Below are 21,712 nucleotides of genomic sequence, written 5' to 3'. Positions count from 1 at the left end.
GCGTCCGGGGGTCACGGGATCGGGAGCTCCTTGAGCACGACCGGCTTGCCGGTGTTGCGCTGCGACAGGTCGGCCATCGCCTGGCGCACCGTCTTCGAGAAGAGGTGGGCACCCTTGATCGTCGGGTGGACCCGGTCGGACTGGACCTGCTCGGGGTGGGCCCGGATGGCGTCGGCCCAGTCGGCGACGATGACGTTGGGGCGGCCGCGGGCGATGAGGTCGAGCGTCGCGTTGTCGGTGTCGACGCGCGCGAACGGTCCCATGATGTTGACGAGGACGACCATGCGGTCGGGGCCCAGCACGTCGAGCACCTGCTTGACGCGGTCCTCGTCGACGCCGGCGTTGGTGCCGAAGGCGAGGATGATCGCGCGCCGGTTGCCGTCGCCACGCGCCGCGACCTCGGCGAGGCCGTCGGACCAGCGCCGGTTGGACTTCGCGTCGATGCGGATGCCCGGGAAGTAGTAGCGCAGCGCCTGGAGGCTGCCGACCATGATCGAGTCGCCGTAGGCGTCGATCTCGGGCCCGGCGGGCATCGTGAAGGACGCGTTGCCGGCCGTCGCGACCGCGGACCCGGACGGGCCCGCGGTGGCCGTCGTGGCCGGTCTTCCCGCCGTCGAGCCCGCCGTCGAGCCCGGCGTCGCGGCCGAGGGGGACTGGCTCGACATGGCGTCGGCGGCCGCCTCGTTGGCGGCGAGCATGCGCGCGGTCTCGCTCTGGTCGGGGGCGGTCAGGACGATGACCGCCGTCACGACGGCCAGCGCGGCGACGCCGGCGCCGACGACCTGCTTGGTGCGTCGGGTCAGGCCGGAGACGCGGCCGCGCAGGCGCGAGGCCACGCCCCGGAAGCCGAGGGTGCGGAAGGGCGTCTCGACGAGACGGAAGGTGAGGTCGGCGAGGGCGAGCGTCACGAGCACGCACCACAGGCGGGTCAGCAGGTGCGACGTGGTGCCGGGGGCCGAGGGGTTGTCGAGCGCGACGAGCAGGATGACGGGCCAGTGCCAGAGGTAGATGGAGTAGGACCGCGCGCCGACCCAGCCCGCGACCGGGTGGCGCATGACCCGCTGCACCGCGGTGACCCGGTCGGGACGCCGCTCGATGACGCCCATGACGAGGACCGCCGTCGCGAGCGACGCGAGCACGATGCCGCCGCGGAAGGTCAGGGTGGACTGCTCGTCGAGGAGGGCCATCTCGGCGAGGAGGACGGCGAGGGCCAGCGGGACGGCATACGACCCGAGACGACCCCAACGCGAGGGCGCCACCCAGAGCGCGAGCTGCGGGCTCGCCCAGGCGAAGGCGAGGGCCGCGCCGGCCATGAGCCCCATGACATGGGTGTCGGTGCCGTAGTAGACGCGCGTCGCGTCGGTGCCCGGCGTGAAGAGCAGCGCCATGAGCAGGGACGAGCCCAGCCCGACGGCCGCCGCCACGCCGACGCGCACCCGGCTCGACACGGCGAGCAGCGCGAGGGTCACGAGCGGCCAGAGCAGGTAGAACTGCTCCTCGACGGCGAGCGACCAGAAGTTCATGAACAGCTGCGGCGCGGTCTGGTCGAAGTAGCTCGTGCCGGCCGTGATCTCGGCCCAGTTCGTCGAGAACGTCAGTGCCCCGACGATCTGCCGGCCGATGTCGACGAGGAGGTCCTGGCTGACGGCCCGCGCGATGAGCACGCTCGTGACGACGCAGAGGACGAGGGCGGGCAGGAGCCGGCGCGCGCGTCGCACCCAGAACTGCGAGAGCGCGATGCGGCCGGTGCGGTGGTGCTCGCGGACGAGCAGGGTCGTGATGAGGAAGCCCGAGACGACGAAGAAGACGTCGACGCCGAGGAAGCCGCCCGGCAGCCACGAGGCGTTGAGGTGGTAGACGAGGACTCCGACGATGGCGAGGGCGCGGAGCCCGTCCAGCCCCTCGATGCGAGCCGGGCGTCCCGACGGCGCACGCCCCGATCGGGGGATGGCCCCCGTGGCCGTGTCGGCGGTCTGACCCGTGCCAGCCGCCCGTGAAATCGCCGACGTCGTCACGTCGCTCCTTCCGTGGGCCGCGGTGAGTGGAGTCACCGCCGTGCCTGTTGTGAGCATAGGTACGCGTGGGGCTCCCGTTGCGGCGCCACGCGGCATACCGTGTCCCGGTGGCTGTGGAGCAGGATGCCGAGGAGACCGGCGCGCCGGTACGCGTGACGATGTTCGTGCGCGGGGAGGTGCAGGGCGTCGGCTTCCGCTGGTGGACGCGGGCCCGCGCGCTCGAGCTCGGTCTGGCCGGGCACGCCCGCAACACCGCCGACGGCCGGGTCGAGGTCGTCGCCCAGGGCAGCGCAGAGGCGGTCGACGCGCTCGAGGCGCTGCTGCGGGAGACCCCGTCGACGACCCGTCGGCCGGGACACGTCGAGAGCGTCGTCGTGCAGCAGGGCGTTCCGAGGGACGGAATCTCCGGGTTCGTCGAGCGCTGACCCGCCTAGGCTGACCGGGTGAGCGACGTGCCCGAGGTCCCCGCCGAGCTCGCTCGGCTGCGCAGCAGCATCGACAACATCGACGCCGCGCTCGTCCACCTGCTCGCGGAGCGCTTCAAGTGCACCCAGCAGGTCGGCCGGCTCAAGGCGGAGGAGCACCTCCCCGCGGCCGACCCCCAGCGCGAGGAGCGCCAGATCGCACGGCTGAGGGCGCTCGCCGACAGCGCGGGCCTCGACCCGGTGTTCGCCGAGGCGTTCCTGGGCTTCATCATCGCCGAGGTCATCCACCACCACGAGCGCATCGCCAACGGCGACACGTAGGCGTCCCGCCGGCGAGCCGGAACCTCAGTAGAGGGTCGCGTCCTGCCGCGCGCCGAGGGCCGCGTCGTACGCCGCTGCCTCGGCGTCGGAGGCGAACCCGCCGGCCTCGCGCGTCATCGCGCCGGCCGTCGGGAGGGTCTTCGGGTCCACGCGGGACTCGCTGTCCCACAGGCGACTTCGCTTGATCGCACGAGCGCACTGGAAGTAGATGCGCTCGACGGTGACGACGAGCACGGACGCCGGCAGCACACCCCTGACCTCGTGGCGGGCCAGCTCGTCGGGGTCCGTCGAGACGACCGCGGTGCCGCGCACGCGCAGCTCCTCGCCGAGGCCCGGCACGAGGAAGACGAGACCCACCCGAGGGTCGGCGACGACGTTGCGCAGGGTGTCGAGGCGGTTGTTGCCCCGGCGGTCGGGGATGACGAGCGTGCGCTCGTCCCGCACGACCACGAAGCCGGGTCGGTCCCCGCGCGGCGACTGGTCGAGGCCTCCGTCACCGACGGTGGCCACGACGACGAAGGGCGCCGCCTCGATGATCCGGGCCTGGCTCGGCGTGATCGTCGCGGACTCCTTGGCGAGGCTGTTGGCCGCCGGCGCCGTGGGGTAGACCTCGCGCAGGCGCTCGAGGGAGGTGACCGTGTGACCGTCGTGACCGTCGTGCTCTGCGTGCTCCTCGGCATCCACCCGACCACGGTATGCCGTCCGCCCCCGCACGCGCAGGTGCTCACCTCCCCGGAGCACGGCCCCACGACTAGTACGCTGACCGGGATCGCTGGCTGGCTGGACAAAGGATTTCTCGGGTCGTGTACGTCAAGAGCCTCACTCTGAAGGGCTTCAAGTCCTTCGCCTCGGCGACCCACCTGCGTCTCGAGCCCGGCATCACCTGCATCGTCGGCCCCAACGGCTCCGGCAAGAGCAACGTCGTCGACGCGCTCGCCTGGGTCATGGGCGAGCAGGGCGCCAAGTCGCTGCGCGGCGGCAAGATGGAGGACGTCATCTTCGCCGGCACGTCCGGCCGCGCGCCGCTCGGCCGCGCCGAGGTGGCCCTCACCATCGACAACACCGACGGCGCGCTCCCGATCGACTACACCGAGGTGACGATCGCCCGCACGATGTTCCGCAACGGTGGCTCGGAGTACGCCATCAACGGCACCCCGTGCCGCCTGCTCGACGTGCAGGAGCTCCTCTCTGACAGCGGCATCGGCCGCGAGATGCACGTCATCGTCGGCCAGGGCCAGCTCGACACGGTCCTGCGCGCGACGCCCGAGGAGCGCCGCGGGTTCATCGAGGAGGCGGCCGGCGTCCTCAAGCACCGCAAGCGCAAGGAGCGCGCGCTCCGCAAGCTCGACACGATGGAGGCCAACCTCACCCGGGTCCAGGACCTGACGGGTGAGATCCGCCGCCAGCTCGGCCCCCTCGGTCGCCAGGCCGAGACGGCGCGCAAGGCGGCCGTCATCCAGACCGACGCCCGCGACGCGCGCCTGCGCCTCGTCGCCGATGACCTCGTCCAGCTGACGTCGACGCTCGAGCAGGAGGTCGCCGACGAGTCCGCCCTCATCGAGCGTCGCTCCGAGGTCGAGGCGTCCATCGGCGACCTCGGCCACCGGCTCTCCACCCTCGAGGAGGCCGCCGAGGCCGCCCGTCCGGCCCTGACCCGGGCCCAGGACGAGTACGTCGCGCTCGGCCGGCTCGTCGAGCGGATGGCGTCCACCCGGTCGCTCGCCGCCGAGCGCGTGCGCCTGCTCAGCGAGGACGACGAGCCCGAGGCCCCCGGACAGAGCCGTGACCCCGAGCAGCTGCGCGCCCAGGCCGCGGACGTCCGCGAGCAGGAGACGTTCCTCCTCGAGGAGATCGCCGAGGCCAAGGCCGCCCTCGAGAACGCCGTCCTGTCGCGCACCGAGGCCGAGCGGGGGCACGCCGAGGAGACCACCCGCCTGCAGCGCGAGGCCCGGGCCGCAGCCGACCGTCGCGAGGGCCTGGCCAAGCTCGGCGGCCAGGTCGGCGCCAAGGCCTCGCGCATCGAGGCCCGCGAGGCCGAGGTCGGACGCCTGCGCGGCACCATCGAGGCCGCCCAGGCCCGCGCCGCCGAGGCCGAGCACGAGTTCTCGCGGCTCGAGTCGAGCGTCGCCCAGGACGAGGAGGGCGAGGAGGGACTCGACACCGCCTACGAGGAGGCCGCCGCGCGCCTCGACGCCGCCGAGGCCGAGCTCGCCCGCTGGAAGGAGGCCGAGGCGACCGCCGAGCGTGCCCGCACCACGGCCGCCGCTCGCGTCGAGGCCCTCGGCCTCAGCCTCAGTCGCAAGGACGGCGCCGCGGCGCTCCTCGCCGCCGCCGACGAGGGCCACCGCATCCTCGGCTCGGTCGCCTCCCTCGTCACCGTCGAGCCGGGCCTCGAGAACGCCGTCGCCGCCGCCCTCGGGACGGCCGCCGAGGCCCTGGCTGTCGGGTCGCTCGACGCCGCCGCCGCGGCCCTCGACGCGCTGCGCGACGGCGACAACGGCCGGGCCAGCCTCCTCGTCGCGGAGTCCGCGACCCGCGTCGACACCGCGTCCTGGCCGGCGCTCACCGGCGACGCCCGCTGGGTCCGCGACGTCGTCGAGTGCCCCGACTCCGTACGCCCGGCCGTGGAGCAGGTGCTCGAGCGCGTCGCGCTCGTGCCCGACGGCGCAGCCGCCCGCACCCTCGTCCGCAGCCACCCGGGCGTCACGGCCGTCACCCGCGGCGGCGACGTCTACGCACCCGGCACGGTCCGGGGTGGCAGCACGACCGCGCCCAGCCTGCTCGAGCTCCAGGCCGCCTTCGACGACGCCCAGGACGCCATGGCCCGCGCCACCCGCGAAGGGGAGGAGGCCCGCTTCCGCGTCGCGGGCGCCGACGCCACGCGTGCCGAGCTGGCCGACGCGGTCGAGGCCGCCCTCGAGCGCCTCAACGAGAGCGACGCCCGGATGGCCGCGATCGCCGAGAAGCTCGGCTCCCTCGGCCAGACCCTGCGTGCCGCCCGGTCCGAGGTGGAGCGCACCGAGAAGGCCATCGCCGATGCGACCTCGGCCCTCGAGGCCGACCAGACCGAGCACGCAGCCCTGCTCGAGCGGCTCGAGGCCGCGAGCGGGGAGGGCGACTTCGCCGACGAGCCGTCGACCGAGGAGCGCGACCGTCTCGAGGCCGTCGCCCGCGAGGCCCGCGCCGCCGAGACCGAGCTCCGTCTCGCGCTGCGCACCCGCGAGGAGCGTGCGCGTGCCCTCAAGGACCGCGCCGACGCGCTCGAGCGCGGCGCCCGCCACGAGGAAGAGGCGCGCCAGCGCCTGGCCGAGAAGCGGGCCCGCCGTCAGCGTGAGGCCGCCGTGGCCGGGGCCGTCCGCACCGCGGCGGCCTGGGCGCACGAGTTGCTCGCCGAGTCGGCCGAGCAGGCCGGTCGCGCCCGCGCCGCCGGGGAGGCCGAGCGCACCGAGCGGGACGCCGAGCTCGCCGTCGTGCGTCGTGACATCTCCACGCTCCAGGCCGAGCTGCGCGAGCTCACCGACACCGTCCACCGCGACGAGGTCGCCCGCACCCAGCAGCGCCTGCGCATCGAGCAGCTCGAGACGAGGGCCGTCGAGGAGCTCGGCATCTCGCCGTCCGACCTCGTCGAGGAGTACGGCCCGCACCAGCTCGTGCCGGCCGTGCCGGACCCCGACGCGGACCCCGACGCGCCGCAGCCCGAGCCGGTCCCGTTCGTGCGCGAGGCCCAGGAGAAGCGGCTGCGTCAGGCGGAGCGCAAGCTGAACGCCCTGGGTCGCATCAACCCGCTGGCGCTCGAGGAGTTCACGGCGCTCGAGGAGCGGCACAAGTTCCTCACCGAGCAGCTCGAGGACCTCAAGAACTCCAAGCGCGACCTGCTCGACATCGTCAAGGAGGTCGACGAGCGCGTCGAGCGCGTCTTCGCCGAGGCCTTCGAGGACACCGCGGTCCAGTTCGAGCGCGTCTTCCAGCGGCTCTTCCCGGGTGGCGAGGGACGGCTCGTCCTCACCGACCCGTCCAACATGCTGACGACGGGTCTCGAGGTCGAGGCGCGCCCGCCGGGCAAGAAGATCAAGCGGCTGTCGCTGCTCTCCGGTGGCGAGCGGTCCCTCGTCGCCGTGGCGCTTCTCGTCGCGATCTTCAAGGCGCGGCCCTCGCCCTTCTACATCATGGACGAGGTCGAGGCCGCCCTCGACGACGCCAACCTCGGCCGCCTCATCACCCTCTTCGAGGAGCTGCGCGACAGCTCGCAGCTCATCGTCATCACGCACCAGAAGAAGACGATGGAGATCGCCGACGCCCTCTACGGCGTCAGCATGCGCGGCGACGGCGTCACGACGGTCGTGTCCCAGCGACTGCGCGACGTCGCCGACCGACCCGCCTGACGACACGGCACACGCCCGACGTCCGCACGCCCCCGGGGCGGCGGCGCCGCGCGAGTGTGCGCCGAAAGTCTTCGAGTTGCGAAATCGTCACTCCGTGCTATTTGCGTCACACGGGTCACATGCGTCACTCTTGTCACATGGTTTACCTGGTCATCTCGATGCTCGTCGTCACCGTGCTCGCTGTGGCGGTCGTCGGCGTCGTCGCGGTGCCTGCGCACCGTGGCGGCCGGGACCTGCTCACCGCCAAGGGGGAAGGGGTCGCACGCTCGGCACGTCGCCGGGCCGGCACCCTCGGTCGCCCGCGCGCCCGCACGCACTAGTCGCGCCCGACCGCCTGCCCACCCACCTCGGCCACCGGCCACCGCCGGTGGCCGAGCCGCGTCCGGCTGCACCAGCGGCCCTGCCCGAGCCGTGATCGCGGCGTCCGGTACGTCCCCGCCACCGTGGTTGGATGGCTGACGTGGACACTGTCTGGACATACGTCATCATCGGCGTCGCCATCCTCGTCGGCGCGGTCGCCTACGGCGTCAGCCTCGTGCGCGGCCGCGGCCGCACCGTCGAGCGCGAGGCCCCGCCGGCCCGCCCGGGGCTGCCCGCCGAGGACCTCGACCGCCGGCCACCCAGCGACACCACCGGCACGACCGACACCGTCGCCCCACCTGCGGGCGAGGGTGCCACCACGACGCTCGAGCCCGAGGCTCCCACCGCGCCGGAGCCGACGCTCGAGCCGACCCTCGAGCGGCCGGAGTCGGCGCGAGGGCGCCTGCAGCGCCTGCGCGCCCGCCTCGCCCGGTCCAACTCCTCCATCGGCCAGGGACTGCTCGCCCTCCTCTCGCGCGGCAAGCTCGACGAGGAGGCGTGGGAGGAGGTCGAGGACACCCTCATCTCCTCCGACCTCGGCGTCGAGGCCACGACCGAGCTCGTCGAGTCGCTGCGCACCCGCGTCAAGATCGACGGCGCCACCGACGAGGCCACGGTCCGCGGCTGGCTCCGCGACGACCTGCTCGCCCTCGTCCAGCCCGAGATGGACCGCCGCATCGCGAGCAGCCGCGTCGGCGACCGCCCTGCCGTCATCCTCGTCGTGGGTGTCAACGGCACCGGCAAGACGACGACCGTCGGCAAGCTCGCCCGCGTCCTCGTCGCCGAGGACCGCGAGGTCCTGCTCGGTGCTGCCGACACCTTCCGCGCCGCGGCCGCCGACCAGCTCGAGACATGGGGCGCCCGCGTCGGCGTCGCGACCGTGCGCTCCGACAAGGACGGCGCCGACCCCGCCGCCGTCGCCTTCGACGCCGTCAAGGCCGGCATCGAGGAGGAGGTCGACGTCGTCATCATCGACACCGCCGGCCGCCTGCACAACAAGGTGGGCCTCATGGACGAGCTCGGCAAGGTCAAGCGCGTCATCGAGAAGCAGAGCCCCATCGACGAGGTGCTCCTCGTCCTCGACGCGACGACGGGGCAGAACGGCCTCCAGCAGGCCAAGGTCTTCTCCGAGGCGGTCGCGGTCACGGGCATCGTCCTGACCAAGCTCGACGGCACCGCCAAGGGCGGCATCGTCGTCGCGGTCCAGCGTCAGCTCGGCGTCCCGGTCAAGCTCGTCGGCCTCGGCGAGGGCCCTGACGACCTCGCCCCCTTCGACCCCGAGGCCTTCGTCGACGCCATCGTCATGTGACACCGGGGGAGTGCGTGCCCCCAGCCCCGACGCACGCCCACGTATGCCGTCCGGCCCCGCCGGGCGGCATACGTGCGTCCTGGGCCGGCCGGCGGCACGGCTGGGCGGGTCGGCGTCCTCGACGGTCCACCGGCCGGGCGGCCGAGTCCACGATCCGGACGCCCACGGTGGGGGAAACCATCCGCTAACACCGTCCACCCGTTGTTGACACGGCTGTAACAAACGGCGCCGTCGGGCGAAACCGCGCGTCCACAGACTGCTGCGCATGACACCAGCACTGATGCCCTTCGCGGCAGAAACACCAGTGATCAACGAGGCCGCGACCGCATTCATGCTCATCGCGTCCTCGATGGTCCTCCTGATGACGCCCGGGCTCGCCCTCTTCTACGGCGGCATGACCCGGAGCAAGTCCGTCCTCAACATGATGATGATGTCGTTCGGCGCCATGGCCGTCGTCGGCATCGTCTACGTGCTGTGGGGCTACTCGATGTCGTTCGGCAACCTGCAGGACGGTGGCGACGACATCGCCGGCATCTTCGCCAACCCCTTCCACCTCTTCGGGCTCAGCCAGCTCGCCGGTGAGGACGGCGCCCGCCTCATCGACCCGTTCGGGGTCGGCGTCTTCATCCCGGAGTACATCTACGCCGGCTTCCAGCTGACCTTCGCGGTCATCACCGTCGCGCTCATCAGTGGTGCCATCGCCGACCGCGTGAAGTTCGGCACCTGGATCACCTTCGCCGTCATCTGGGTCACCATCGTCTACTTCCCGCTCGCCCACATGGTCTGGGGCGGCGGCCTCCTCTCGGGTGCCGAGGGCGGGCTGTCGGCCAAGCTCTTCGGTGTCACGGAGGGTGTGGCCTCGGTCCTGCCCATCGACTTCGCCGGTGGCACGGTCGTGCACATCAACGCCGGTGCCGCGGGCCTCGCCCTCGCCATCGTCGTCGGCAAGCGCCTCGGCTTCGCGAAGGTCGCCATGCGTCCGCACAACCTGCCGCTCGTCATGATCGGCGCGGGCCTGCTGTGGTTCGGCTGGTTCGGCTTCAACGCCGGCTCCGAGCTCGCCGCCGACGGCGTCGCCTCGGCCGTGTGGCTCAACACGACGGTCGCCACGTGTGCGGCCGCGATCGGCTGGCTCGTCGTGGAGAAGATCCGTGACGGTCACGCCACCTCGCTCGGTGCCGCGTCCGGTGTCGTCGCCGGCCTCGTCGCCATCACCCCGGCCTGTGGCGCCCTGTCGCCCGTCGGCTCGATCATCCTCGGTGTCGTCGCCGGTGGCCTCTCGGCCCTCGCCGTCGGCCTCAAGTACAAGTTCGGCTACGACGACTCGCTCGACGTCGTCGGCGTGCACCTCGTCGCCGGCCTCTGGGGCACCATCGGCGCCGGCCTGCTCGCCACCACCACCGGCCTGCTCTACGGCGGCGGCTGGCAGCAGACGGTCCTGCAGATCCTCATCGCGCTCATCTCGCTCGTGTTGTCCTTCGCCCTGACGTACGTCATCGCGGTGGCCCTCAAGGCCACCCTCGGCTGGAGGATCACCGAGGACGAGGAGTCCGAGGGCATCGACCAGGCCGTCCACGCCGAGTCCGGGTACGAGATCGGTGGCTTCCCCGCATCGGGCGGCCGCACCAGCACCCGTCCCGCCGTCACCTCATCGCAGGTCGAAGGAGCCAACGCATGAAGCTCATCACCGCCATCATCAAGCCCCACCAGCTCGACGAGGTGAAGGAGGCCCTGGAGGCCTTCGGGGTGGCTGGCATGACCATCAGCGAGGCCAGCGGCTACGGCCGCCAGCGCGGCCACAGCGAGGTCTACCGCGGCGCCGAGTACACCGTCGACTTCGTGCCGAAGGTGCGCCTGGAGGTCCTCGTCGACGACGTCGACTCCTCGGACGTCCTCGAGGTCATCCTCAAGGCGGCCCAGACCGGTCGCATCGGCGACGGCAAGATCTGGTCCGTCCCGGTCGAGGAGGTCGTGCGGGTCCGCACCGGCGAGCGGGGCGTCGAGGCTCTCTGAGCGTCGGCGGACCACTCGCAGCACGAAGCACGAAGCAGCACCACACACGCAACTCAAGGGGACGGCGAGACCTGACATGACGGATGTGACCTCACGACGTCTGGACCTCGCCGGCACCCGAACCTTCGCGACGCCCGGCGCGGGCCAGACCCGCCGCCGGGCGCTCGCGGAGTTCGGGTTCGGATGGCTCCAGGAGCTCTGGCGCGAGGCGTGCGCCGGGCGTCGGCACGAAGGTGTCGCCCTCGCAGCGGTCGGCTCGCTGGCCCGTGGCGACGGCGGACCGCTCAGCGACTACGACCTGGTGCTCGTCCACCACCCGCGAGGCCTGTCGGGCAAGGAGGTCGGCGCCTTCGCCGACAAGCTCTGGTACCCGATCTGGGACGCCGGCGTCCGGCTCGACCACAGCGTCCGCACCGTGGCCGACTGCCGGGCCGTCGCGTCCGACGACCTCTCCGCGGCCGTCGGCCTGCTCGACCTCACCCACGTGGCCGGTGACGCCGACGTCGTCAACGCGGCCCGGTCCACCGTGGCGCACGACTGGCGGGCCAACGCCCGCACCCGGCTCGGCGAGATGCACGAGTCGGTGCTCCAGCGCCACGCACGCCAGGGCGACCTGGCCCACCTCATCGAGCCGGACCTCAAGGAGGCCCACGGCGGCCTGCGCGACATGTCGGTCCTGCGGGCCCTCACGGCCGCCTGGCTGACCGACCGTCCGCACGGCGAGGTCGACGAGGCCTACGAGCGCATCCTCGACGTGCGCGACGCCATCCACGTCGTCACGGGCCGGGGGAGGGACCGGCTGACCCGCGACGACCAGGACGCGTGCGCCGCGCTGCTCGGCTACATCGACGCCGACGACCTCCTCACCGACCTCTCGACGTCGGCGCGGACCATCGCGTATGCCGTCGACGGCACCCTGCGCCGCGCCATGCAGTCCCAGCGCGCCCGCACCCTGCGCGTCGGTCCCCGCCGCCCGCAGCTGGCCCCCCTCGGCTACGGCCTCTACCGGCACGACGGCGAGGCCGTCCTCGGACCGTCCGCCGACCTGTCGTCCGACCCGATCATCCCGCTGCGCGCTGCCGTCGTGGCCGCGCGCGGCGGCATACCCCTCTCACCGACGACGCTGAAGAACCTCGCCGCCACCGCTCCGGTCCTGCCGGAGCCGTGGCCCGAGGTCGCCCGCAACCTCTTCGCCGACCTGCTCGCGTCGGGCCCCGGGCTCGTCACCGTGTGGGAGGGCCTCGACCTCGCGGGGGTCATCGAGCGGTGGATCCCCGAGTGGAAGGCCGTGCGGAGCCGCCCGCAGCGCAACGCCGTCCACCGGCACACGGTCGACCGCCACCTCATCGAGACCGTCGTGGCGGCGAGCGGCATGGTCCGCGACGTCGCCCGGCCCGACCTGCTCATGCTCGCCGCCGTGCTCCACGACATCGGCAAGGTGCCCGGGTCGCAGGACCACTCCGTGACCGGGGCCGAGCTCGCCGACACCGTGCTCCAGCGGATGGGTGTCACCGACGCCGACCGCCGCACCATCGTGCGCCTGGTGCGCGAGCACCTCACGCTCGTCGACCTCGCCACCCGCCGGGACCCCGAGGACCCGGCCACCATCGCCGCGCTCTCGGAGGCCGTCGACGGGTCGGCCATGACCCTCGACCTCCTGCGCGCCCTCACCGAAGCCGACGCCTCGGCTGCCGGCCCCAAGGCCTGGAGCGACTGGCGCGCCGGTCTCGTCCAGCGCCTCTACCAGGCCTGCCGGACCGCCCTGACCACCCAGACCCAAGCAGAGGGGCCTCTCGTCGTGGAACCGATCGAGACCCTGCCGCTCTCCGATGACGCGCTCGACCGCATCGCGTCCGGAGAGCCCTACGTCACCGTGTCATCCCTCGGTGGCGCCCACCGCATCGACATCATCGACCGCGACCGCGCGGGCCTCTTCGCCGACACCGCCGGCCTGCTCGCCGCGCACGGCTTCGTCGTGCGCTCGGCGATCGTCCGCACCATCGACGGCCTCGCCGTCAACGAGTGGTGGGTCGACTCGCCTGGCAGCGAGACCCCGCTGCCCGAGGTCATCGCGCGCGACCTCGTCCGCGTCGCGAAGGGCGACCGCTCGCCCCTCGGCAAGCTCCAGCGGCGCAAGTCGACGGGGGTGCGCAGCCCCGGCTCGGGCTCCGTCGACTCGACGCGGGCCATGGTCATCAGCAGCGCGTCGGACAGCGCGACCGTCGTCGAGGTCCGCGCGACGGACCGTCCGGGACTGCTCCAGGACATCGGCATCACGCTCGCCCGGGCGTCGCTGTCGGTGCGCTCGGCGCACATCGCGACGTATGCCGGCCAGACGCTGGACACGTTCTACGTGACCGAGTTCGGTGGCGGGCAGCTCGCGCCGGCCCGGGCCGCCCAGGCCGTCGCGATGATCATCGACACCTGCGACGCCGACTGACCCGACGGGTCACGCAACCGGAACGGTGGCGTCTCCGGCGGCCGACCGAGCGTGGCCGCGCGCGAGTGTCCTGTTGGTCGACCTCGTCAGTCGAGCAGGCCCGCGTCGTGCAGGTGGGCGAGGACCAGCCGGTCGACGGCGGACACCCGGTCTCCGTCCCCGGCCGTCAGCCAGGCGATCTCGTCGATCTCCCGCGACGGCACCAGCTCTCCGCTGTGCGTCGCCGTGTAGCAGGTGAGGCGCACGACGAGCCCGTCCGTGCGGGCGTCGGCCAGCGCTTCGAACGTCCCGACGTGGGCGGCGGTGGTCGGGTCGACTGACACGGTCAGTTCCTCGTCGAGCTCGCGGACCAGCGTCTCGAGGTCGCTCTCGCCCGGCTCGCGCTTGCCACCCGGCAGGTAGAAGCGGTCCCGGCCGGCGTTGCGGGCCGTGAGGAGGCGGCGCTGCTCGAGGTGGATCCACGCGATCTTGTCGATGAAGGGGGGCGGGGCAGTGGGGTCACTCACCCGCGCGACCCTACGCGGCGGCGTGCGCCGTCGCGCCCGTGGGAGGCGGTCGAGTCGGAGTTGGTCGGCGGAGCGGATAGCCTTGCCGGGTGTTTGCATCCCTGTCTGACCGCCTGACCGCGACGTTCAAGAACCTCCGCGGCAAGGGCCGGCTCACGGAGTCCGACGTCAACGCGACGATCCGCGACATCCGCCTCGCCCTGCTCGACGCCGACGTCGCCCTACCCGTCGTCAAGCGGTTCACCGGGTCGGTGCGCGAGCGCGCCCTCGGGGCCGAGGTCAGCCAGGCGCTCAACCCGGCCCAGCAGGTCGTCAAGATCGTGCAGGAGGAGCTCGTCGCCATCCTCGGCGGGCAGACGCGCACGATCCGCTTCGCCAAGCAGCCGCCGACCGTCATCATGCTCGCGGGCCTGCAGGGCTCGGGCAAGACGACCTTCGCGGGCAAGCTCGGCAAGTGGCTCAAGGACCAGGGCCACACGCCCCTGCTCGTGGCCGCCGACCTGCAGCGCCCCAACGCCGTCACCCAGCTCGAGGTCGTCGGCGAGCGCGCCGGCGTCCCCGTCTTCGCACCGGAGCGCGGCAACATGGGCGGCCACGACGCCGTCCTCGACTCCGGCGAGGGCACCCGGTCGTTCGGCGACCCGGTCACCGTCTCGCGGATGGGCATCGAGCAGGCCCGCGCCAAGCAGTACGACGTCGTCATCGTCGACACCGCCGGCCGCCTCGCCGTCGACGCCGACCTCATGCAGCAGGCCTCCGACATCCGCGCGGCGATCTCGCCCGACGAGGTCCTCTTCGTCATCGACGCGATGATCGGCCAGGCGGCCGTCGAGACGGCCCAGGCCTTCCACGAGGGCGTCGCCTTCACCGGTGTCGTCCTGTCCAAGCTCGACGGCGACGCCCGTGGTGGCGCCGCCCTGTCGGTCGCCGAGATCACCGGCGAGCCGATCATGTTCGCCTCGACGGGCGAGAAGGTCAGCGACGTCGAGGTCTTCCACCCCGACCGCATGGCGAGCCGCATCCTCGACATGGGTGACGTGCTGACGCTCATCGAGCAGGCCGAGCGCGCGTTCGACAAGCGCGAGGCCGACGAGATGGCCCGCAAGTTCCTCGCGGAGGAGGACTTCACCTTCGAGGACTTCCTCTCGCAGATGAACGCCATCAAGAAGATGGGCTCGCTCAAGTCGATGCTCAAGATGATGCCGGGCATGCAGGGGATGCGTGACCAGCTCGACGCCTTCGACGACCGCGAGTTCGACCGCGTCGAGGCGATGGTCCGCTCGATGACGCCCTTCGAGCGCACCCACCCCAAGCAGATCAACGGCTCCCGTCGCGCCCGCATCGCCAAGGGCTCGGGTGTCACCGTCACCGAGGTCAACCAGCTGCTCGAACGCTTCGGCCAGGCCCAGAAGATGATGAAGTCGATGGCGCGCGGCGGCGGGGGCGGCCTCCCGGGCATGCCCGGCATCCCGGGCACGGGCAAGCGCGGCAAGCAGCAGCAGCCGCAGCGCAAGAAGAGCAAGAGCGGCAACCCCGCCAAGCGCGCCGCCGAGGAGCGGGCCGCGGCGGAGAAGGCCGCCTCCGGGCGGGCCGCGTCGGCGGCCAGTGCCTTCGGGGCGCCGGGTGCAGGCGGTGCCAACGGCGCCGGCGCGTCCGACGAGGACCCGCTGGCCGGCTTCGACCCGTCGAACCTGCCCAAGGGCTTCGAGAAGTTCCTCGGCGGTCGCTGACCCCGTCACGACCGACCGGTAGGCGGGTCGCCGTCCACGGTGACCGAGACGGCGTGCTGGCCGACCCCGGAAGATTCTGCTCCGGCCGAGGGATCCGACCACGCCCGCGTGTCGTCGGAAGCGCGTCCTGACGAGACGTCACGACGACCCCGGAGCCCGAGGAGACGCGTACCCGCATGCCCATGACCCGCAAGTCCGCCGCCGTCACGGTCGGTGCCGTCGCGCTCGCGTCCCTCGGCATCTACGCCGCGGTCCAAGACGACGACCACGACTACGCCGGGGTCTGCGTCGACGAGGCGACCCGGACGCGCATCGCCGACGAGCAGTGCGACGACCACCACTCGTCGGGCTTCCACGGGGGTCACGGCTGGTACTTCGTGCCCCGCGGCGTCGCGGCTCCGGCCATCGGCGCGCGGGTGGCCGGCGGCTCGTACACCGCGCCGCCGTCGTCGAAGTCGTGGGGGACCGGCTTCAGGGCCGAGGGCGGCGTCGTGACGCGCGGCGGCTTCTCCGGCCACGGCTTCTCCGTCGGCGGCTGACCCGTGGACCGCGTCCCGAGCTCGCCGCGTGACGGCTGGCTGCACACCGTCGAGCAGCAGGGGTTGTCGTACGCCGTCGACGGCGCCGCCGACGGCAGTGCCGTCCCGTACTGGGACGAGACGGCGTGCTACGAGCTGACCGAGTCCGACGTCGAGGTGCTCGAACGAGCCACCGGCGAGCTGCACCGGATGACCGTCGCGGCGGTGCACCGGATGGCCCACGACCCGGAGGTCGTCGCCCGTCACGGCCTGCCGGACGGCGCCGGGGCGTGGCTCGCGGCATCGCTGTCGGACCCCGACGCGACCTCGGTCTACGGCCGGTTCGACCTCGCGTGGGACGGCGACGGCCCGCCGAAGCTGCTCGAGTACAACGCCGACACCCCGGCCGGGCTCGTCGAGGCCGCCGTGACCCAGTGGTTCTGGCTCGAGGACCTGCACCCCGGCCACGACCAGTGGAACCTGCTCCACGAGCGCCTCGTCGAGGGCTGGCGCCGGATGCGGGCGCGCACCGGGGTCGAGGTCGTCCACTTCGCCGTCGGTCAGGACGAGCCGACCGAGGACTGGGCGACCGTCGCCTACCTGCGCGACACGGCCCAGGAGGCCGGCCTCGTCGCGCTCGGCATCACGATGGAGGACATCGGCTGGCACCACGGGCAGCAGCGTTTCGTCGATTTGCACGGCGAGCCGATCACGCACTGCTTCAAGATGTACCCCACCGAGTGGATGCTCGACTCGCCCTTCGGCGGCTACCTGCTCGGCGGTGCGTCGACGACGCAGTGGGTCGAGCCGCCGTGGAAGCTGCTCGCCGGCTCGAAGGCGCTGCTGCCGGTCCTGTGGGAGATGTTCCCCGGCCACCCCAACCTGCTGCCCGCCTACTTCGACCACGCCCACGGCATGGCCGCTCACGTGTCGAAGCCGCTCTTCGGCTGGGAGGGGGACGGTGTCGACGTGATCGGACCCGACGGTGTCGAGCGCTCGCCGCGGCTGCGCACCGAGGGCCAGCAGCGGGTCTACCAGCAGTACACCCCGCTGCCCGACATCGACGGCAACCGGCCGGTCTTCGGCACGTGGGTCGTCGACGGCAAGCCGGCGGGGCTCGGCATCCGCGAGTCGACGAACCTCGTGACCAACACCGGCGCCCGCTTCGTGCCGCACCGCATGCTGACGCCGCGCTCGACCCCGGAGCAGGTCGCCTCCTGGGTCGCCGAGCCCTGAGCGCCCACCTCACCCCGGACCAGACCCCGTCACCCGACACCCGAACACTGGAGCCTGCATGGACCTGCTCGTCCACACCGGATACGCCCTCGTCTACGCCGTCGTCGGCATCGCCGTCCTCGGCCTGGGCTACGCCGCACTCGACCTCGTGACGCCGGGCCACCTCGGCTCGCACATCTGGACCGAGCGGTCCGTCAACGCCGCCATCGTCCTCGCGGCCGGCTTCCTCGGTCTCGGGCTCGTCGTCTTCGCCGCGATCTGGACCAACGGCACGGGCTCGCTCGGCGTGGCGCTCGGCTGGTCGGTCGTCTTCGGCCTGCTCGGCGTCGTGCTCCAGGCCCTCGCCTTCCGGCTGCTCGACCTCGTGACGCCGGGAGACATGGCCGAGCTCGTGACGCAGCGCGACTTCCACCCGGCGTCGATCGTGGCGGCGGCCGTGCAGCTCGCCGTGTCGCTCATCGTCGTGGCCTCGATCGCCTGAGCCGTCCGGCGCCCGGCCGGAGCGGGACGCGACGCCGGTGACGGTGCCCGCCGGGCGGCATACGCTCGACGCGTGGTCACCACCGACGGACGCTCGCGGGTGCGGCTGCCCGACGGGCGGCGCGTCGACGTGTGGCAGGGCGGCGCCCCGCGCGGCGCCCCGCTGGTCTTCTTCCACGGCACGCCCGGCGGTCGCCTGCAGGCCGCGCTCGGCGACGGCGCGGCCTCCCGCGCGGGCGTCCGGCTGCTCGCGTTCTCGCGTCCGGGCTACGGCGGGTCGACGGACGCCCCGACGACCCTGACCTCCGTCGCGCTGGACGCCGGCTCGGTCGCGGACGCGCTCGGGATCGACGCCTTCGCCGTGCTCGGCGTCTCCGGGGGAGGGCCGTATGCCGTCGCGGCGGCTGCCGTGCTGCCCGACCGCGTGCGCGTGGCCGGGGTCGTCGCCGGCGTCGGGCCGCTGCTCGAGCTCGACCCGAGAGCGGCCGACGACCCCGCCGTCCGCGCAGCGCGCCGCGGGGACCTCGACGCGGCCATCGCGCTCCAGGACCGTGCGACGACCGACGGCGCCCGGGGGAGCGGGACGGGCACGTCTGCGACGGTTCGCGTGGGCGGCTTCGTCTCGCCCGAGATCCTGGAGCCCTGGACCGGTCGCGGGCGCCCCGGCGTGCCGGCCTACCGCGGGGTGTCGCGCGACGCGCTCGCCTTCACGGCCGGCTGGGACGTCGAGCTCGCAGACGTCCGCGCACCCGTCCACCTCTGGTACGGCGACCGGGACCGCACGGTCGGGCTCGAGCACGGGCAGTGGCTGCACACCCACCTGCCGACGTCCCGGCTCGTCGTCCGGGAAGGTGCGGGCCACCTCGCGACCCTCATGGCGCACTGGGCCGACGTCCTCACGGATCTGGCGCACGACGGAGGTTAGGGTCGGTGCCATGAGTGCACCGGTGCTCCACGTCCGCGGTCGGGTGCTCGTCGGTCCCGACGACGTCGTCGACGAGCTGTGGGTCATCGGCGGGCGCGTGTCGTTCACGCCGCCGACCGACCGCAGCGACGTGCAGACGCTCGAGGGGTGGGTGCTGCCGGGTCTCGTCGACGCCCACTGCCACGTCGGTCTCGGGCCGCACGGGGGCGTGCCGCGCGAGGAGGCCGAGCAGCAGGCGATCACCGACCGCGACCGCGGCACGCTCCTCATCCGCGACGCGGGGCAGCCCGGCGACACGCACTGGGTCGACGAGCGCGACGACCTGCCCAAGATCATCCGCGCCGGCCGGCACATCGCCCGCACGCGGCGCTACATCCGCAACTACGCCCACGAGGTCGAGGAGGACGAGCTCGTCCGCCACGTGCGGCTCGAGGCGCACCGGGGCGACGGCTGGGTCAAGCTCGTCGGCGACTGGATCGACCGCGACGTCGGCGACCTCGCCCCGAGCTGGTCGCGACAGGTGGTCGCCGACGCGATCGCGGCCGCCCACGAGGAGGGGGTCCGCGTCACGGCGCACTGCTTCGGCGAGGAGTCCCTGCGCGACCTCGCCGCCGCCGGCATCGACTGCATCGAGCACGCGACCGGCCTGCGCGAGGACTCCATCGACACCTTCGCCGCCCAGGGCATCGCCATCGTGCCGACCCTCGTCAACATCGCGCAGTTCCCCGACCTCGCGGCCCCGGCGAAGGAGAAGTTCCCCGACTACCACCGCCACATGCTCGACCTGCACGAGCGGCGCTACGCCACGGTCGGGGCCGCGCACGAGGCCGGCGTGCCGATCTACGTCGGCACCGACGCCGGTGGCAGCCTCCCGCACGGCCTCGTCGCGCAGGAGATGGTCGAGCTGACCAAGGCCGGCCTGAGCAACGCCGAGGTCGTCGCCGCTGCGACGTGGGGCGCGCGCGAGTGGCTCGGCCGCCCCGGCATCGTCGAGGGCGAGGACGCCGACCTCGTCGTCTACGCCGCCGACCCGCTCGCCGACGTCACCGTCGTCGGAGACCCGCAGGGCGTCGTGCTGCGAGGTCGCGTTGTCGTCTGACCACCTGCGCGAGCCCGCCTCCGACGGGCCGCCGCTCACGGCCGTGGGCGAGCGCGTCGAGGTCCGTCCCCCGTCGACCGCAGACATCGAGGCGTATGCCGCGGCCGTGACCCTCTCGGAACGGCGCCTCGCGGACTTCGCGATGCCCAACCCGCACAACCTGCCGGTCGTCCTCGACAACCAGTCGCCGACGTACCGCACCTTCATGGTGCACGCCCTCGACCCCGAGGGGTCGCACGGCCTCGTCGGCCGCATCAACGTCGCCAACGTCGTCGAGGGGGCCTTCCGCAGCGCGACCGTCGGCTACGACTCCTACGACCCGTATGCCGGCCGGGGCCTCTTCGTCGAAGGGCTGCGCCTCACGCTCGACCTCCTCTTCGCCGACCAGCCGCACGGCATGGGCCTGCACCGCGTCGAGGCGAACATCCAGCCCGCCAACCACCGCTCGGCCGGCCTCGTGCGCTCGCTCGGCTTCGTCCACGAGGGCTTCTCGCGCGACTTCCTCTACCTGCCCGGCATCGACGGGCGCCGGGACTGGCGCGACCACGACCGCTTCACGCTGCTCTCCACCGACTGGCCCGCCGTGCCCTACCGGCCCCACGGCCACCGGCGCCTCGCCTGCGTCGTGAGCGGTGCGGGGTCCACGGCCTTCGGCGCCTACGGCGGCACGAGCCTCGCCTCGGCCGTCGCGGCCGAGCTCGGCATCCCGCTCTACTCCGCGTCGACCGTCGAGAGCACGGCGACGCTCTTCGAGCTGCTCCGCGTCTCTCCCGTCGGCGGGGTCGTCGAGTGCCGGCTCACCGGGCCGGAGCTGCGGATGGGCCTGGCCCGCGCGGGTTTCGAGCCCGCCAGGGTGCCCGTCCTCGAGGGCGCCACCGACGTGTCCCGGCGCGAGGTCGTGCGCCACGCCCTCGCGGTCCGCGCCGCCCACGCCTGAGGGAGCGGACGGCATACGCGGTCGGTCTGCGGGGTGCGTGTCCGGAGCATCCCTTCGGGTCTGGCAGAATGGAGGGCTGTACCCGTCCGGCCCCTTCCGGCTGGACCGGACGCCTACACACCGAGCGTCGGCACCCCGGCTGAACCCAGTCGGTCTCGCCGCGCTCACTACTGGTTGAGGAGACCGCCACCATGGCAGTCAAGATCCGTCTGAAGCGCATGGGCAAGATCCGTGCACCGTACTACCGCGTCGTCGTCATGGACTCGCGCACCAAGCGCGACGGCCGTGCGATCGAGGAGATCGGCAAGTACCACCCCACCGAGCAGCCGTCGCTCATCGACATCGACATCGAGCGCGCGCACTACTGGCTCGGCCAGGGCGCGCAGCCGACCGAGGCCGTTGCGGCGCTCATCAAGATCGTCGACGAGGGCAAGCTCCAGACCAAGGAGCCGAAGACCCCGAAGAAGGACCTCTACGAGGCCGCGATCGCCGCTGCCGGTGGCAAGAACGACGCCGGCACCGACGGCCCGACGCCGCGCAAGAAGGCCGCCAAGAAGGCCGAGCCCAAGGCTGAGGCCAAGGCCGACGAGACCACCGAGCCCGCCGCGGCGACCGAGGCTCCGGCCGACGCCGCCGGCGACGACGCCGCGAAGGCCGAGGCCTGAGCATGCTCGAGGAGGCGCTCGAGCACCTCGTCAAGGGCATCGTCGACCACGACGAGGACGTCGTCGTGGTCCGCAAGGAGCTGCGCCGTGGTGAGCTGCTCGAGGTCCGGGTCCACCCCGACGACCTCGGCCGCGTCATCGGCCGCTCCGGCCGCACGGCGAGCGCGCTGCGCACCGTCGTCGGCGCCCTCGCGGGCACCAACAACGTGCGCGTCGACATCGTCGACACCGACCGCGTGCGCTGAGCGCCGACGACTCCCACGCGAGTCACCGAGAGGGGCGTCCCGGAATGCCGGGGCGCCCCTCTCGCGTCCCCGCGCCCGACCTGCGTGCACCGGTCTCCGAGCGCTC

At 73.0% G+C, this 21,712-nt stretch carries 20 protein-coding genes; 17 read left to right on the top strand and 3 right to left on the bottom strand.

Translation table 11 applies throughout. The annotated features are described in order from the left end of the window. Window positions 1-11 precede the first annotated feature (11 nt). Window positions 12-2,015 (bottom strand): acyltransferase family protein, encoded by a 2,004-nt coding sequence (locus tag ACSSS0_RS03255; protein ID WP_487230042.1) that lies wholly within the window; start codon window positions 2,013-2,015, stop codon window positions 12-14. 107 nt (window positions 2,016-2,122) lie between these two features. On the opposite strand from ACSSS0_RS03255, the gene ACSSS0_RS03250 reads away from it, so the two are divergent. Next, complete coding sequence (locus tag ACSSS0_RS03250; RefSeq protein ID WP_435985338.1) at window positions 2,123-2,440, top strand: acylphosphatase; 318 nt, start codon at window positions 2,123-2,125, stop codon at window positions 2,438-2,440. 18 nt (window positions 2,441-2,458) lie between these two features. Further along, entirely contained in the window at window positions 2,459-2,761 is a 303-nt protein-coding gene (locus ACSSS0_RS03245) for a chorismate mutase (RefSeq protein WP_435985339.1), read from the top strand. Window positions 2,762-2,785: 24 nt separating this feature from the next. On the opposite strand, the gene ACSSS0_RS03240 is transcribed toward ACSSS0_RS03245, so the two are convergent. Next, window positions 2,786-3,445, bottom strand: a complete 660-nt coding sequence (locus ACSSS0_RS03240) for an MSMEG_1061 family FMN-dependent PPOX-type flavoprotein (protein ID WP_487230041.1) — start codon at window positions 3,443-3,445, stop codon at window positions 2,786-2,788. A 119-nt stretch (window positions 3,446-3,564) separates the two neighbouring features. On the opposite strand from ACSSS0_RS03240, the gene smc reads away from it, so the two are divergent. The 6 genes from smc to ACSSS0_RS03210 all read left to right on the top strand — a co-directional run bounded on the left by smc (window position 3,565) and on the right by ACSSS0_RS03210 (window position 13,265). Beyond that, the gene (gene smc / locus ACSSS0_RS03235; protein WP_487230040.1) at window positions 3,565-7,143 is read left to right on the top strand and encodes a chromosome segregation protein SMC; all 3,579 of its coding nucleotides are present in this window, start codon (window positions 3,565-3,567) and stop codon (window positions 7,141-7,143) included. 137 nt (window positions 7,144-7,280) lie between these two features. Continuing rightward, a complete protein-coding gene (locus ACSSS0_RS03230; RefSeq protein WP_020142778.1) occupies window positions 7,281-7,463 on the top strand; it encodes a hypothetical protein in 183 nt (60 codons plus the stop codon). Window positions 7,464-7,594: 131 nt separating this feature from the next. After that, entirely contained in the window at window positions 7,595-8,812 is a 1,218-nt protein-coding gene (ftsY, locus tag ACSSS0_RS03225) for a signal recognition particle-docking protein FtsY (RefSeq protein WP_487230039.1), read from the top strand. Between the two features lie 265 nt (window positions 8,813-9,077). Continuing rightward, on the top strand, window positions 9,078-10,490 hold the full coding sequence (locus ACSSS0_RS03220; protein WP_487230038.1) for an ammonium transporter: 1,413 nt from the start codon (window positions 9,078-9,080) through the stop codon (window positions 10,488-10,490). After that, on the top strand, window positions 10,487-10,825 hold the full coding sequence (locus ACSSS0_RS03215) for a P-II family nitrogen regulator (protein WP_435985344.1): 339 nt from the start codon (window positions 10,487-10,489) through the stop codon (window positions 10,823-10,825). The genes ACSSS0_RS03220 and ACSSS0_RS03215 overlap by 4 nt, the downstream gene beginning before the upstream one ends. Window positions 10,826-10,901: 76 nt before the next feature. Then, window positions 10,902-13,265, top strand: a complete 2,364-nt coding sequence (locus ACSSS0_RS03210; RefSeq protein WP_487230037.1) for a [protein-PII] uridylyltransferase — start codon at window positions 10,902-10,904, stop codon at window positions 13,263-13,265. 86 nt (window positions 13,266-13,351) lie between these two features. Here the strand turns inward: ACSSS0_RS03210 and ACSSS0_RS03205 are convergent, their stop codons facing one another. Then, complete coding sequence (locus tag ACSSS0_RS03205; protein ID WP_487230036.1) at window positions 13,352-13,771, bottom strand: NUDIX hydrolase; 420 nt, start codon at window positions 13,769-13,771, stop codon at window positions 13,352-13,354. A gap of 89 nt (window positions 13,772-13,860) precedes the next feature. On the opposite strand from ACSSS0_RS03205, the gene ffh reads away from it, so the two are divergent. From ffh to ACSSS0_RS03160, 9 genes are all read left to right on the top strand, one after another. Then, on the top strand, window positions 13,861-15,501 hold the full coding sequence (gene ffh, locus ACSSS0_RS03200) for a signal recognition particle protein (protein ID WP_435985347.1): 1,641 nt from the start codon (window positions 13,861-13,863) through the stop codon (window positions 15,499-15,501). 182 nt (window positions 15,502-15,683) lie between these two features. Beyond that, on the top strand, window positions 15,684-16,040 hold the full coding sequence (locus ACSSS0_RS03195) for a hypothetical protein (RefSeq protein WP_435985348.1): 357 nt from the start codon (window positions 15,684-15,686) through the stop codon (window positions 16,038-16,040). 3 nt (window positions 16,041-16,043) lie between these two features. Next, on the top strand, window positions 16,044-17,255 hold the full coding sequence (locus ACSSS0_RS03190) for a glutathionylspermidine synthase family protein (RefSeq protein WP_487230035.1): 1,212 nt from the start codon (window positions 16,044-16,046) through the stop codon (window positions 17,253-17,255). A gap of 58 nt (window positions 17,256-17,313) precedes the next feature. Further along, the gene (locus tag ACSSS0_RS03185) at window positions 17,314-17,736 is read left to right on the top strand and encodes a DUF350 domain-containing protein (RefSeq protein WP_435985350.1); all 423 of its coding nucleotides are present in this window, start codon (window positions 17,314-17,316) and stop codon (window positions 17,734-17,736) included. A 72-nt stretch (window positions 17,737-17,808) separates the two neighbouring features. Further along, window positions 17,809-18,660: an alpha/beta fold hydrolase gene (locus ACSSS0_RS03180; RefSeq protein ID WP_487230034.1), complete on the top strand. Its 852-nt coding sequence runs from the start codon at window positions 17,809-17,811 to the stop codon at window positions 18,658-18,660. A 10-nt stretch (window positions 18,661-18,670) separates the two neighbouring features. Continuing rightward, a complete protein-coding gene (locus ACSSS0_RS03175; RefSeq protein ID WP_435985352.1) occupies window positions 18,671-19,759 on the top strand; it encodes an amidohydrolase family protein in 1,089 nt (362 codons plus the stop codon). Beyond that, window positions 19,749-20,696 (top strand): GNAT family N-acetyltransferase, encoded by a 948-nt coding sequence (locus tag ACSSS0_RS03170; protein WP_487230033.1) that lies wholly within the window; start codon window positions 19,749-19,751, stop codon window positions 20,694-20,696. Before ACSSS0_RS03175 ends, ACSSS0_RS03170 begins: the two co-directional genes overlap by 11 nt. Window positions 20,697-20,887: 191 nt before the next feature. Further along, window positions 20,888-21,361: a 30S ribosomal protein S16 gene (gene rpsP, locus ACSSS0_RS03165; RefSeq protein ID WP_487230032.1), complete on the top strand. Its 474-nt coding sequence runs from the start codon at window positions 20,888-20,890 to the stop codon at window positions 21,359-21,361. A 2-nt stretch (window positions 21,362-21,363) separates the two neighbouring features. Then, window positions 21,364-21,606: an RNA-binding protein gene (locus tag ACSSS0_RS03160; RefSeq protein ID WP_487230031.1), complete on the top strand. Its 243-nt coding sequence runs from the start codon at window positions 21,364-21,366 to the stop codon at window positions 21,604-21,606. The last annotated feature ends 106 nt before the right edge of the window (window positions 21,607-21,712 follow it).

Source organism: Terrabacter sp. R4-6 (assembly GCF_057529065.1).
The sequence above is the reverse complement of the archived record's forward strand: the minus strand, read 5'-3'. Positions and strand labels throughout refer to the sequence as shown.